General features: G+C 40.5%; 13 protein-coding genes and 1 tRNA gene. 12 read left to right on the plus strand and 2 right to left on the minus strand.

What is annotated here, in order from left to right:
• Positions 1 to 341: 341 nt before the first annotated feature.
• The 4 genes from DL92_RS0105075 (at position 342) to DL92_RS18305 (ending at position 4,667) form a co-directional block, all read left to right on the plus strand.
• A complete protein-coding gene (locus DL92_RS0105075; RefSeq protein ID WP_026667094.1) occupies positions 342 to 752 on the plus strand; it encodes a hypothetical protein in 411 nt (136 codons plus the stop codon).
• Positions 749 to 1,555, plus strand: coding sequence for a hypothetical protein (locus DL92_RS0105080; RefSeq protein WP_026667095.1), 807 nt, complete (start codon positions 749 to 751; stop codon positions 1,553 to 1,555). Before DL92_RS0105075 ends, DL92_RS0105080 begins: the two co-directional genes overlap by 4 nt.
• Positions 1,552 to 3,225: a vWA domain-containing protein gene (locus DL92_RS0105085; RefSeq protein WP_026667096.1), complete on the plus strand. Its 1,674-nt coding sequence runs from the start codon at positions 1,552 to 1,554 to the stop codon at positions 3,223 to 3,225. The genes DL92_RS0105080 and DL92_RS0105085 overlap by 4 nt, the downstream gene beginning before the upstream one ends.
• A gap of 311 nt (positions 3,226 to 3,536) precedes the next feature.
• Entirely contained in the window at positions 3,537 to 4,667 is a 1,131-nt protein-coding gene (locus DL92_RS18305) for a phosphoribosyltransferase domain-containing protein (protein ID WP_051199000.1), read from the plus strand.
• 77 nt (positions 4,668 to 4,744) lie between these two features.
• Here the strand turns inward: DL92_RS18305 and DL92_RS20100 are convergent, their stop codons facing one another.
• The gene (locus tag DL92_RS20100) at positions 4,745 to 6,844 is read right to left on the minus strand and encodes a pectate lyase family protein (protein ID WP_051625228.1); all 2,100 of its coding nucleotides are present in this window, start codon (positions 6,842 to 6,844) and stop codon (positions 4,745 to 4,747) included.
• 552 nt (positions 6,845 to 7,396) lie between these two features.
• Here DL92_RS20100 and DL92_RS20980 point away from each other — a divergent pair.
• From DL92_RS20980 to DL92_RS0105105, 3 genes are all read left to right on the plus strand, one after another.
• Positions 7,397 to 7,477, plus strand: a tRNA-Leu gene (locus DL92_RS20980).
• Between the two features lie 710 nt (positions 7,478 to 8,187).
• Positions 8,188 to 8,442, plus strand: a complete 255-nt coding sequence (locus DL92_RS0105100; RefSeq protein WP_026656033.1) for a helix-turn-helix domain-containing protein — start codon at positions 8,188 to 8,190, stop codon at positions 8,440 to 8,442.
• 43 nt (positions 8,443 to 8,485) lie between these two features.
• Positions 8,486 to 8,734 carry a hypothetical protein gene (locus DL92_RS0105105; protein ID WP_026667097.1) on the plus strand — a complete coding sequence of 83 codons (249 nt, stop codon included), beginning with the start codon at positions 8,486 to 8,488 and terminating at the stop codon, positions 8,732 to 8,734.
• 67 nt (positions 8,735 to 8,801) lie between these two features.
• Here DL92_RS0105105 and DL92_RS0105110 read toward each other — a convergent pair whose 3' ends face one another.
• On the minus strand, positions 8,802 to 10,847 hold the full coding sequence (locus DL92_RS0105110) for a methyl-accepting chemotaxis protein (protein ID WP_026667098.1): 2,046 nt from the start codon (positions 10,845 to 10,847) through the stop codon (positions 8,802 to 8,804).
• A gap of 281 nt (positions 10,848 to 11,128) precedes the next feature.
• Here DL92_RS0105110 and DL92_RS0105115 point away from each other — a divergent pair, with 281 nt between their 5' ends.
• From DL92_RS0105115 to DL92_RS18310, 5 genes are all read left to right on the plus strand, one after another.
• Positions 11,129 to 11,896, plus strand: a complete 768-nt coding sequence (locus DL92_RS0105115) for a nucleoside phosphorylase (RefSeq protein WP_026667099.1) — start codon at positions 11,129 to 11,131, stop codon at positions 11,894 to 11,896.
• A gap of 269 nt (positions 11,897 to 12,165) precedes the next feature.
• Positions 12,166 to 12,945 (plus strand): recombinase family protein, encoded by a 780-nt coding sequence (locus DL92_RS0105120; RefSeq protein ID WP_026667100.1) that lies wholly within the window; start codon positions 12,166 to 12,168, stop codon positions 12,943 to 12,945.
• Positions 12,946 to 12,966: 21 nt separating this feature from the next.
• On the plus strand, positions 12,967 to 13,419 hold the full coding sequence (locus DL92_RS0105125; RefSeq protein ID WP_026656027.1) for a PaaI family thioesterase: 453 nt from the start codon (positions 12,967 to 12,969) through the stop codon (positions 13,417 to 13,419).
• 16 nt (positions 13,420 to 13,435) lie between these two features.
• Positions 13,436 to 13,879 (plus strand): GNAT family N-acetyltransferase, encoded by a 444-nt coding sequence (locus DL92_RS0105130; protein ID WP_026667101.1) that lies wholly within the window; start codon positions 13,436 to 13,438, stop codon positions 13,877 to 13,879.
• Between the two features lie 172 nt (positions 13,880 to 14,051).
• Positions 14,052 to 14,252, plus strand: a complete 201-nt coding sequence (locus DL92_RS18310; RefSeq protein ID WP_051625229.1) for a hypothetical protein — start codon at positions 14,052 to 14,054, stop codon at positions 14,250 to 14,252.
• Positions 14,253 to 14,306 lie beyond the last annotated feature (54 nt).

Consider the following 14,306-nt stretch of genomic DNA (forward strand, 5'->3'; position numbering starts at 1 on the left):
CAGTATGAAATATTCCGACGGCACATATGCAGATGCATACTGGATGATGAAAAAACTTAGACAAGGACATGCCTATAATACTTGAGCACCTCAGCACAGACGAAGAATACTACAAATACATGGATTACCTTAAGACAATTCTTGAGGGTATCTGACAAAAAAATATATGTTGAAAGTCGCACCAAAAATGAATATAATGTTGCATAAAGGTTAATATTTTTGTGTGTAAAATCGATAAAAAGTGCGATGGCAGGCAGAAAATTTAAGACTTTAAGAGTCACTTTTTTAGTATTTTTAGGAAAGTGGCTCTTTTTTTGTGCGCTATTATTGGGAGATTAGGAATGGACAAACGACTTGCAGGGAAAATACAGCAGTATCCTGATGAGATAGCTAAGATACAGGACTCGCTTCAGGATATATTGAATAAGATATCCGGCTGTACCCAAAAGGGCGACGATATGCAGTTAAGATTGCTTGTGCCGAGATTACGGTATCTTAAATCCATGATAGAGGCTCTAAAGGCCGATATGAATGACACACTATCAGGGATTGACGAATCGGATAGCGTAACGAAACAGGTGATAATGCAGCAGATATTGCTACTTGATGGCTTGCACGGGCAGCTTTCGGGGATCGCGGATTCAATAAGCGTATCGCTTAAAGCGTTGGATGAATCAGGTAAACAGGTACTTATGGCAGAAATATTGAAGAGGTGCAGCGACCTACAGGCTGCAGCTAAGGAGCTTACATGAATAAAGATGTTTTACTGGATAAATTTAAAAAGAATGTAGTTAGATTTGGAATCGGAGCGACTATTTTCGTTGTTGCACTTGTTTTGAAGATAGTAGTCGGACTGTTTACGGACATACTTGTTGTCTACGCCGGAATACGTCTTTTCGGAGTGCTTTCGGCACTTACGACTATTCTTTTGATAGTGGGAATTGCCGCAGGTGCGGGTACACTGGCTATCCTCCTTAAATCGCGCGCTGAACTTAGGAAACTGGAAGCGGTTGAGTCTGCCGATTCAAACGCAGGTCCTGTTTTGAAAGTGAAGGGAAAGCTTGATCCTGTTCAGATCAGGAACAGTCTGATCACAGAGGGTGATAAGTGGCTGAGCGTCGTTTCGCCGACTAATCCGAAGGAAGCAGAGGAGATGGACGTAGCTCTTAAGAGTGTAAAAGAGACTATGGCGCAGATGGATGATTACCAGCTCAGGCTAAAAAATCTTTTGGACAGCAACGGTGCAGATGCACTTAGGGACACAGAGGAAGTGCTTGACGGTGTTGAGCAGCATATCTGCAGAAATGTCAGAAAGCTTCTTAATATAATGACGGTTTCGAGCCCGAATACACAGAACGATCTTGATGTTGTTGAACTTACAGCTAAGAATTGTGCAGAAGATAACAACAGACTTTTACAGACTACAAAGGAGTTTATTGTTGCGGTAACTGAATTCCTCAACTCGCAGGGAGACAGTGGAAGTAGCATAAATGAGGTTGAAGTATATAAGAATGCTCTTACTACGCAGATAGAAGAGGGAGGAATTTATTCATGAAAAAGAAAGTTTTATCAATGTTGCTTGCCACGGCAATGGTTACAACATCGCTTGTTGGATGTAGCAACGGTCACAATGATGGTGTTGTGAGCAAACTTACCGAGGATGAGGCCAAAAAGGAACTTAAGTCTCTTATGACACAGGTTTCCGTTGATACCAATTCAAATCCTGTTCTGGATATCTACGCCGAAGATGTTTCTGAAGCAGACACTCTTGCAGATATCGATACTTTTCCGATCACTGTTACAGGTAACGGACAGATCAATATCGAGATTGCTGCTGCAACAGAGCTTTCAGCCGATGCTCCCGATAACTGGATAAATGAAGTTGCCGAGAAGTTTAATAAGGCAGGCTATGAGATAGACGGCAACAGCGTTTCTGTATCGGTTCGTAAGATCACATCAGGTGAAGTTGTAACATACATTACAGCAGGCGGCTATCAGCCTGACGTATTCATTCCCAGTAATGCCGCATGGGGAATGATGCTTGATGCTTCGGGATGCAGGACTGAGACAATTGCCGACCGTATAGCAGGCAATACTGCAGGTATCCTTATTAAAAAAGATGTTTTTGATACATTTAAGGAAAAGTACGGCGATGTTACCGTAGGAAATGTTCTTGCGGCAGCTAACGCAGGCGATATTACTTTTGCATATACCAATCCTTACACATCATCAACAGGACTTAACGTTCTTTGTGCGATGCTTGCATCATTTGATGCTTCAAATCCTCTTTCAGATACCGCTACAAATGCACTTATGGAGTATCAGAAGAAATCTCCTCCGGTTGCTTACACAACAGCGGTTCTCAGAAACCAGGCTGCAAAAGGCATCATAAATGCGATGGTAATGGAGAGACAGGCTTATTCAAACACTCCTGAGCTCAAGAATTACATTTATACTCCTGTTGGAATAAGACACGATCATCCTGTATATACTTTTGAGTGGACTAACGATCAGGAAAAGGCAGCAGCAAATATGTTTGTTGAGTTCTGCAAGAGTGCTGATATGCAGAAGCTCGCTACTGATAAGGGATTCAATCAGGATGACGATTATGCCGCTCAGGACACAGGAATGTCAGGTGCTGATTATATCGCTGCACAGAAAGTTTGGAAGCAGAACAAAAACGGTGGTAAGCCCATTGTAGCTGTATTCGTTGCAGACGTTTCGGGATCAATGGACGGTGAGCCTCTTAATTCACTTAAGCAGTCACTTATAAGTTCATCTTCATATATAAGTTCAGATCATCATATCGGACTTGTAAGCTATTCAAACGGAGTTTCTGTAAATCTTCCGATAGCTCAGTTTGATTCAACGCAGAGAGCATACTTCTCAGGTGAGGTAAAAAATCTTTCTGCAGGTGGCGGAACTGCAACATATGACGCGGTTCTTACCGGTATGCAGATGCTCGAGGATTATAAGGAGCAGGTTCCTGATGCAAAGCTTATGCTGTTTGTTCTTACAGACGGTGACCAGAATACGGGGTATTCATTGGAGCGTATCACAGATGTTGTCGGCGGACTTAAGATCCCTGTTTACAGCATTGCATACAACTATGACAATGTAAAAGATCTTGAGACACTTTCGGGTATCAACGAAGCGGCTCAGATCAAAGCTAACAGTGATGACGTTGTAAACCAGCTCAGAAACCTGTTTAATGTAAATCTGTAATAATGTGTTTTTATAATAAAACAATAATGTAATTATGTAATAATGAGGACTGTCGCCCATGGATTCAGTGGATTCGGGCGACAGTTTTTTTGTTCAATTTTGTTGAAAAAAATTTATATTTTTTAGTTGATAAATCATATTAAAATATGTAAAATATAAATACACACAGTTAATTATTGTGTAATCATTATAAGTATGATATAAGTGTACTTAAGGGGTAAAGGTTACTACAAGGTTAACCGCGGTGCTTTTACAGATAACGCTAAAAAGGAAAGAGTATTTGAGTGGGGATATGTTTACAAGGAGATAAAGTGAGGAATTATACAGAACATGAGCTGTTGAGATTGGCGAAGTGTTTTCACGATACGGAAAAAACATATCTTTTGGTGGATCCTTTACAGGGCAAGCATTTGCCGGTAAAACCATCTGATGCTATGGACATGCTTCGCTCATTCGGACAATTAGTGAGCGAAAAATATCCGGAGACAAGGCTTGTTATAGGCTTTGCGGAAACTGCAACTGCTGTGGGGATGGCTGTTGCAGAAGAAATGCCGGATGATTGTATCTATATTCATACGACCAGAGACAATATTTTGCAGGAATCGGAATGGATCGAGTTCCAGGAGGAAAAGAGTCATGTTACCGATCAAAGGCTGCTTGCTTCACATCTGGAGAAATGGTTTGCGAATACAGAGACTATCGTATTTGTTGATGATGAGATCTCAACTGATGAACCAATAATCAACTACATAGAACAGTTAAAGAAGAAATATCCGGAAATCGGTAAAAAGAAGCTGGTCGTGGCATCGATCATTGACCGTGCGACAAAAGAAGAAAACGAAAAGATGAAAGCAGACGGCATAGAAGTTATTTCACTTATTAAGCCGGATGATACCGATTTTTCCAAGGATGTGGAAAAATACGACATATGCGAAGCGGATGAAATAAATGAGAAAATAGGCGTGGGAAGATATGAGAGTCTGAGTTCACGCGTAAATCTTATGAATCCGAGACTTGGGGTAAATACAAGGGAATATGTGGAAAACTGCAAGATGTTTGCATATGATTATGTGATCCAGGAGAAATTGGCAGAAGAATGTGATTGCAGCAGTATCCTGATACTCGGAACGGAAGAGTGCATGTATCCTGCAATAGTTCTTGGCGAGATAATCGAGAGGAATACAAAGGCCAACGTTTATACCTATTCTACAACCCGCAGTCCTATAGGAATCTGCAGGGCGGATGGATATCCGATAAAAAGCGGATATAGGATAAAGAGCTTTTATGCCAATGATAGGAAAAGCTACATATATAATCTCAAGAAATATGACATGGTAATTGTTGTAACAGACAGCGAACGCGATTCTTTTTGCGAAAGACACAGCCTTATAGAAGCTCTTTTCAAAGAAAGAAACGAAAAAGTTGTTCTGTATCGGGGATAAGCTTTTGGCTTAAAACAAATGAATATGAAATATTTAAGGTGCTGTCATCTGACAGCACCCGTTTTATTGGTGGAAACTCAATCAATTGCATATACTAAAGGAGAGTTCTGAGAACCTGCATGGCTTGTAGCCCATGCTTTGGCATCTGCTGCGTTTCTTGCTCTGTAACCGTAGTTGGATGAAGGCCTCCAGTTACAGCCTCCGATGCTGAGTCTTGATACGTCTGAAGAAAGAACAGAACCCTGGTCTGTGAAGTTTCCTCTGCCCATATCATTTACAACACCGCCTGAATCTCTTCCTTTATCAAAGAAGTTATTCTCTGAGAAGATATTACAATTGGTATAAGGTGTATATCCTATATTAAAGTTGTAGACAAAGTTATTATAGCAATGGAAATAACCGTATCTCATAAGTCCCGGTGCTCTGGTCTGAGTACCGTTGAAGTAGCTGTTGCATATAGTCATGCAAGGATATCCGTTATATGTAGGAGCGCCGTTCTCTTCGGGATAACCAAGGATAAGACCGTATTTATGTCCGCCGAAGTAGCAGCCTGTAACTGATACGAAGTTTGCTTTAAGTCCTACATAGAGGAACTTGTCTTTGTCATTTCCGTGAATATTTCCGTCTTTTGCCATGTCATGGCCTGTCCATGAGCAGTGGTCGAGCCAGAAATTATTTCCGTCTGTAATGTACATTTGAATATCGTCGTTATCGTTGATGTTTACAGAGTGCGCGAAAGTAATGTTCTTATATATATTGTTTCCTGAAGCGGATATGTTTCTAAAGTGTATGTTGTTAAGCGTATGTGCGCCGTAAGATCCGATAAAGGTCTTATTTGCTCCAACCGATACTTTTGTAAGTGAGTTTGCCGATATGTCACCGGTTATTACGATTGTGCATGGATTAGAGCCCTGAGCACAACGCTGTAAATCTGAGAGGTTGTTTACTTTTACAACCTGTCCGAGAACACCACCCGTTACGGATGCTTTTTCTCTTTTGCTCATATCAAGACTGTATCCCGCAAAGCCCTCTGCACCGTATGAATTAAGTCTGAAGCACTGCGCTGCAGATCCGTTAAAAGAGCTAAGGGTATAGTTGTTTCCTGAAAGAGTAAGCGCAAGTGAGTTGTTGGTCTTACTTACGATCTTGTAGTTAAGAGGAATACCGTTTGCGTCAGCTTTTACGGAAGCTATGGTCCAGCACTGAGCATTATCATTAGAAGAAGCAGGTGCCGTGGACACTGCGTTGTTTGCCTGAGTAAGGCATGTTCCGTCTGCTACATTTATAATTCTGAATGAATCGTTACTTATATAATCAATGACCCATCTTGTGTTTGCTGAAGATGAATTACTTGTTGTAACCGAGCCGCCGTTTGCAGTTACGTACTTTCCGTCAGAGCAGTTCTGGAATTGCATCTGCTGCTGAGGATATGTTGAATCAAGCTTTGCTGAAGCAGTGTTTGAGCTGTTGCCGCTTGGCTGCGGATTAGCAGGCTGCGGATCTGCGGGTTGGTTATTATTGTTGTTGCTATTGTTATTCCACCATTGATTCCATGTATTGTTTCCGGAATTGCTGTTATTACTTCTTTTGTTTTTGGAAGAATTGCCGCCGGAAGGCATATCAGTTTTTTCAAAGTACCAGATCTGATTGCTCTGCTTTAAGTTTCTGTACTGCTGTACATTTGCGCCCGATGAAGTGCTCTTTCTGTTTACATCAAGTACGGATGCAAAGTTAGAAGCTTCTGTTGCTATATAGTAGCCCTTTTTGGAATCTGCCTCTACGAGCTTAAAGTTCTGTGCGGAAGCACCGTTGTTGGAATAAATCTGAACGTTGGTCGCATCCTTTGCCGAACCGTATGCTACATCAAGAGACATGCCGCCTGATGTATCTGTTGCGGGATGCAAGCGATATGTTCCCAAGCTGTTTTCCTCTAAGATCCATTTCTGACCGGGAGAGCCTGTTCCCTTAGACTGCACTACGTTAGCGGCATTTGTTGCGGAATCGTTCTCAACTGTTAGATATAATCCGCTATTTTTGCTCTTAAGATAGTAAACACTGCCTGATTCGGGCGTTATAGCCTCGGCGTGAGCCGTAATTGGCGGTATTATATACAATGAACAAGCGAACATTGCTACACCTGTTAAGAGTGAGCCGATGCGCTTTGATAATTTGACCATACCTTTTCTTCCTCCGTTTATTGCAAATTGGCGGTATTCGCCTTTATACAGATATTTATAGCAGTAGATATGTTAAAAAGCAAGTAACAAATATGGCCATATGATGCAAATAATCTGACATCTTATATATTTATACCAGAAGTATAATGACAGTTTTTTGAAATGGTGCTATCATACATTCATAAGCTACAAACGGGGCTTGCAAAAAGGCTCTGGGAAAGGAAAAAGAATTAAAGTGACAACATTCAATAGCATGTTCTGCAAAAAAAATATGAAATCCTTTAAAAAATCATCATTCGTTAAACGATTCGAGTGGGGATTTTCTTTTGTGCGTTCATATAAGACAAAGCAGATGCTGGAAGATGTTGGTTTAGCAGAGATTCAATAAAGAATCAAAGCATATAGATAAACATAAAAGCAAACCGCTTGCCTTGTATGAAGGCAAGCGGTTTTTTGTGTAGAGCACTTAACGAGGTGTTACCGAGTTTAGTGCGAACCATACGAGTTCATTTGGCGAGGTTCTTTCGAGCCTGGTGAAGCTTGTAATTCCTTATACGAGTGCGAAACCGGTAATCGCACCTGACGTAAAGTCAGCGGCAGAAATGCATGTGGGTTCGAATCCCTCCTCGTGTACTGTTCAATGATTTTGTTGAACAATATAGTTTTTGGAAAATGATCCGTAGTGAAAGGAGACTATAGTAAAATCTTTTGTTTTAAGGATAGTCAAAGACGAGATAGCTAAATAGACAAGACGGATATGTGATTATCCTGCGACAGAGGTTATACGACCGAAATTATGACCGGCGTTCGGTCCGGTAGAGGTTGAGCCATAGGAACCACATATAATTCTTACAGGTAGACAGTTCTTTAGTTGGCTGCACCGATATCGGATTCGGAACGTATTTATATAAAACCAAACGATCAGACTATACGTGTAAATGGGACAGGGTGAAGAGAAGAGGCGTTTAATGAACTTGATTGCTGGTTTGGTATAACGGAAATGAATTCGGGTTTAAGCTTTTTGATGCACATAATTATATTGAGACAGGTGGAGTTGTAACGGAAGGGGCGCAAAACAGCAGCCCATTGTAGAGAGAAAGTGCTGATTCTAAATAGATTTTTGTTGAGGAAAGCTTAGAGATCATCTAAAAACAGAATTGTAAAGAAAATACATTGAACAGAGAAACCTATGACATACAAGGGGCTAGGAGGACATAAAAATATGTACTCAGAGAAACTGTAAAACATAATCCATTGACATAATAATACTCATTTTAAATACATAAAGGCATCGCGTCAAGGAGAAACCATCTCTTTGGCGGATGCCGGAATAGGAGGACGAGATGATAACAATGCCTTCCATAGATATGGCGGCTACAGGTAGAAATATTGTAAGGATGAGAAAGGCAGCTGGATTGACTGTTAAAGAATTGCAGCACATTTTTGGTTTTGCAACTCCACAGGCAATCTACAAATGGCAGCATGGAACAACAATGCCTACCATTGACAACCTTATTGCTCTTGCAATGATCTTTCAAGTATCTATGGAAGACATCATTGTTTTGGATACAGGTGCAAGAGCACGTATCTGTGCTTGAAAAAGCATGATCGTCTCAGACATAAATGCAGGGGATGTTCCGCATGTTTTGCGTAGATTCGCAGGAAAACGGTGACATCCCCTGTTTTCTTTTATTTAGAAAGGTAGCCATATTAATGATCTTCGGAAAATCTTTTTTCTTTTATATTGTTTTTGGCCTTATATGGGCTGCAATCGGGATTTTCTTGTTTCCATATCTGATAGTCAGAGTAATCTGGAATCTTATTATCAAGAACCTGATCTGGACATTTGTTTCCATGTTTATGACAAATAGAGAATTGAGCGGTGAATAAAATAAAAGGAGACGGCCATTGATATTGATGCGACCGTCTCCTTTTGGTTATGCTGAGCCATGTTGATTTATGATTTGAAGAACTTTATTTCTTCATTGAGCTGTTCGGCGATATCTTTCAGGTTGTCGGCTGAGCATGCAAGAGTAGTAACTGTAGCGGAAAGTTCCTGCATGGATGCTCCCGTCTCCTGTGAAGAAGCGGCGTTTTCTTCAGAGATGGCTGAAAGAGCACTCATAGTGTCGACTACGGCATTCTTGGATGAAGCACAGGTGTCGGCGCCGTTTGAAATATCTTTTACTCCGCCTACAGTGCTTCCGATGTCCTGAAGCATTCCGTTTACGGCATCGAGTGTTTCTCCGATAGCAATCTGCTGCTCGTTATTTCCGTTCTTTACATCTTCGGCAGCAGAAACGGCAGCTTTACTCTGTTCAAGAAGTGTGCTCATTTCTTTCATGATATCGTCAGCCATTGCCTTGGAATCGTCGGCGAGTTTTCCGATTTCTTCCGCAACAACCGCAAAGCCTTTTCCGGCTTCTCCTGCTCTTGCAGCTTCGATTGAAGCGTTGAGTGAAAGGAGGTTGGTCTGCGTTGCGATCGATGTGATTCCTTCAACTTTTTCACTGATATTATCAACAGCTTCCTGAGTTGCCTGAATGGTCTTAGCAATATCATCTATCTTAGATGTCATCTCAACGGATGAAGTCTGAAGAGATGTAAGTGATTTACTTGATACTTCGGATGCTTCTTTCATCTTACCTGCAAGGTCAGAAAGATTACCGGTAGATGTCTGTACTTCAGTTACCGCGTCGCCGATGAGACTTACATTTTCGGAAGCACTCTGAATCTCATCCGCCTGCTGTGTGGCTCCCGAAGCAATTTCCTGAACTGCGTTTGAAACATCTTCCGCTGTCTGAGAAATCTGGTTGGCCATATCGGAGAGTTCTTCCGATGATACTCCTACGCTGGATGCAGATTCTTTTATATGGCTTACTATATCGTCAAGAGTTCCGATGACGGAGTTGGTAGCTTTGGAAATGGTTCCGAATTCGTCATTTCTCTTATCGAACTTGTCAACCTTCACAAATCTTCCGTCAGCGAGAGCTCCGAGTGATTCGTTAACTGCAGCGATGGGATCGGTAAAGCTCTTTGCCATCATAAGTGAAATAACTGTAGCGACAATAAGGAGAATTATTCCGATTATTATAACGGTGAGTGCTGAGCGAATTGCAGGTCCCATTATCTCTGCGTTTGTCTCGGAAACCGCGACCACGAAGCCTGTTGCAGGCTCTTTTATCCATGCCGTATATGTGGGCTTGCCGTCAATCACACTGTTAAAAATGTTGCTTGTAAGAGAAGAAGTCATGTATTCTTCATCAGTATGTACTATGGGCTCATCCTCAGGAGATATCTCAAACTGCGAATGTGCGGCTACAGTTCCGGCTTTATCGAGGATATATCCGTTTTTAACGTTGTCTGCAAGGAATTCGTGCAATACGTTAAGATCAAAGCTTCGCTGCAAAGAACCGATCATTTCACCTGTTTCCGGATCTAAGACAGGAACAATGATGATAACTATTCTGTTTCCGGCTGCTTTACTTACGACAATCTCTGATACAGCGATGGCTTTGTTAGCCCAACATTCCTGGAAATATGCTCTGTCAGCTATATTTGTGTGTTCTTTACGGTCGGTTCTAAGAAGCTGATCACCGGTGGAAATAGAAAGAATGCAGTTAGTATTGCCATCATTGATGTTCGTATTGATGGCATCCATCTGTGCCATGATAAGCTCACTTTTTTTCTCAGCACCGCTCATATTAAAAGTTTTAAGATAATCAACGGTACTTTGCGCTGAGGCACAGGTCTGGAGTGCTATTACATTCTGCTGGACAATTGTTGCAAATTTACCTTCAACCACTTTTGCATCAGAAGTAAGAAGGTTTAAGGCATCATTCTTTGCCTTGGTTGTGGAAGTCTGGTAGCTTACGATTACGGCAATTGTGAGAGGAACTGCTGCAACTGCCAGTAAGATTGCGACCAGTTTTGTCTTGATGCTGTCTTTGAAACTGATGTTACTGCTTGCATTTTTGCTACTAACATTAGATTTCGCCGCCATAGATACCTCCTTGAAGAAATCAAGAAAACTTTTTTATATCATAGAAAATTGCTTTCCTATGATATAAAAAACGCTCCGCTATGGATGTTGATAGTAAATTACTATTAAATAAATGAAAAAAAAGAAATAATCTCAATAAAGGGGTCAATTTCAATTTTACAATGAAAATAAACAAAATAATGCATATTTATAGACTTTTTATCAAATTTTTAGAAACCTTATTGACGTAAAAAGAAGTTAGTATTTATATTAAGTAAATTGACATTATAAGGAGAGACAATATGATTATAAAAAATGAGATACCTATACTTGAATATGATGACAGTTCGTTGGAAGTTATTACGCCGAATCATGGTAATGAGGACTTAAAGCTTCCGGAGAAGTGCTTGTTTGCTTTCCTTGGGGATGTTGTACATAATTATGCAAAAGAGCATGATGCGGAAATTGCAAATGAATACATTACCGTCTCACATAACGTGAACGTTTATATATTGCATGAGGAAGAAGAGGATATTTGCCTTGTCCAGCCGACAATTGGCGCTCCTGCCGCAACGGGGCTGATGGATTTTCTTGTTAATTGCGGGTGTAAAAAAGTAATCGCGGTCGGTTCATGCGGAGTTTTGGCTGATATACCCGAGAATGCGTTTCTTGTTCCGACAAGAGCACTTCGCGGCGAAGGCACATCGTATCAGTATCTGCCTGCTTCAAGATATATAGAGCTTGATGAAGAGCCGATATCAGTTATCGAGAACTGCTTCAAATCCCACAACCTTCCTTTTGTGACCTGCACAACCTGGTCTACCGACGGCTTTTTCAGGGAGACAAAAGATATGGTGAAGTACCGCTTGGAAGAAGGCTGTTCTGTAGTCGAGATGGAGTGCTCGGCGCTCGCGGCCTGCTGCAGAAAGCGTGGAGCAAAGTTTGGACAGTTCCTGTTTACCGCAGATTCACTTGCAAATGTGCATGAATACGATCTTCGCGATTTCGGAATGGATTCGCACGAGAAAGCTCTTTTGCTGGGACTGGACATATTAAGAAGTTACAAGTGAGGAAAAGAAATGAATATACAGATATTTGGAACAAAAAAATGGGAGTGAATTAAGTGTGGGGCAGCTATTTGCAATGGATAGCTGCCTATTTTTATAAATAAAAGTGCGTCAATAGAGTTCTGATTTAATTTTGACGCAGATGAAATTATAGCAGAAGATTAAGGTGTGTCAAAAATAAAACGGAACTCTATTGACGCGAAAACTCATTAGATTTTATGATAAAATTCTCAAAGAGTCTTTTGACAGACTTGCGATAAGAGGTTAATAAGATGAGAGAAATAACGACACGTGGAGATATTTGTTTAAAAGATGAATACAATATTATTTATAAGGTCGCTGAAATTCTTTATACCGAACGCGAAGATGAAAGCTTTATATATAAGATAAAGCCTAACTATAGTGTTATTAGTCTTTTGTCTGTAAAAGATTTTCAGGGGATACCCGGAATAGATCTGAGTCTTAAAAAGAAGACGTATATAAGAGAAAATATAGTGCCTGTATTTATCAGTGAAAGGGCTCCGGGGAAGAATCGCGAGGATCTTTGGAAACTGCTAAAAGATTGCGATATGCAATATTTGAATCAGTTAGAGTGGCTTATAAGAACAAAAACTCAGTATTCCGGCGATAAGCTTTTTGTTCAAAGACCGGAGGATAAAACAATAGAAGCAGATTCGGTAAACGCTCTCGGAAACCGAAGTGCGGTTATATGCAGAAAAATGTTAGATGCTATATGTTATGGAAATACTGTGTTAACACCGGAATTTAAAGTTGATGATAAAAACAGAAAACAGTACTTTGAGTTATTGATGGCAATATATAGTACAGAACGAAGATTCCATGATTCTCGCAGAAATGCAGGAATTGCCGCTTCGGCTAAGAAAGGCAATTATAAGGGCAGAGGAAGAATAAGGATAGACAAACTAGCCGCGCAAGATATATTCTTGGATTATTCGGCAAAAAAAATAAAAAGCGCAGAGGCATCCAAAATGCTTGGAATAAGTAAATCGACTTTTTTAAGAAGATACAAAGAGTATGCGGATGCTAAGTAATAGGAAAGAAGGAATACCAAAATGAGACCAACACACACAGAAAAAGAAAATGCAATGAGGGAAAAGATAATCCCTGAATTATATGCAAACGAATACAATAAATTTATAGGTTTTGAAATATTGGAATTAAGCTCAACATACAGTAAAGCCAGAATCAAAGCTGATTCAAGATTGCACAACACATACGGAAGCATCCATGGTGGAGCACTTCTTTCATTTGTCGATGCAATGGCGGGAGCAACAGGAAGCATGAGCGGACATTATGTTACGACCGTATCAGCGAATCTGAACTTCTTACTTCCTGCAGTAAACACTGAGTATATCTACTGCGAGTGCATGAAGCTTAAGACAGGTAAGCACATCCTTGTATTCGATATCAGAGTTACCGATGATAACGGAAATCTTCTGGATAGTGGAGAATTTTCATTCTTTGCAAGCAAAGTTCCGGTACTTGGTGACAATCTTAAATTCTGATAAGGGTTAACTGATTATGGAATTGATCGTAAAACATTTCAATGAGCTTAGCACACGCGAGCTCTATGAAATATTGAAAACCAGATTCGAGATATTCGTAACCGAGCAGGAGTGCATATACCAAGACCTTGATGATAAAGATCAGGACGCGATTCATGTCTTTTGCATAAATGACAGTGGTCGTGTGGCCGGATGCCTTAGAGTATTCTGGAATGACAAAGCATCCGGCATTGCACAGATTGGAAGGGTTGTGACGCTTGAACACGGCAAAGGAATAGGCCGAGAGATTCTTCATAAGGGCGTAGAGATAGCGACAGAACAGCTTGGCGCAAAAAAGATATATCTTGAAGCTCAGGAGTATGCCATTGGCTACTACGCTAAAGAAGGCTTTGAAGTTGTATCAGATGTCTTTATGGAGGACGGGATTCCTCATGTGAAGATGGAACGAGCCACAAAATAACTTGATAATGAAGCATGTATGCCCCTATCAAAAAGATAAAATTGGCGGCACCGGAACTGCAGAATTCGCGTACAAGGCCATAAAGAAATATTGCGGCAAGTAAAAATGACGACTTTTATCTTTATCTCAATAATAAACAGAGATAAAGATAAAAGTCGTTCAGGAGGCCGTTATGGAAAATCTTATAGGGCGTGAATATGAGATAGACAAAACGTATGACCTTGCGCTAAAAAATAAGGTTGAAGTTTTCAGAAAAGCTACTAAAAACACTAACACAATAATAGTTACCATGATTACTACGTATGGTGTGAAAAAGAATATGTACAGTAATTATATTGGAAAAGAAGTGCTTATGGATGATTTATTCAATTAATGACAAGCGGAAAATTGTTCGTTACAATTGAAGTGCAATTAGGATGCTGACAAT

It is taken from the genome of Butyrivibrio sp. AE2005, assembly GCF_000686965.1.
Taxonomy (GTDB): Bacteria; Bacillota; Clostridia; order Lachnospirales; family Lachnospiraceae; genus Butyrivibrio; species Butyrivibrio hungatei_A.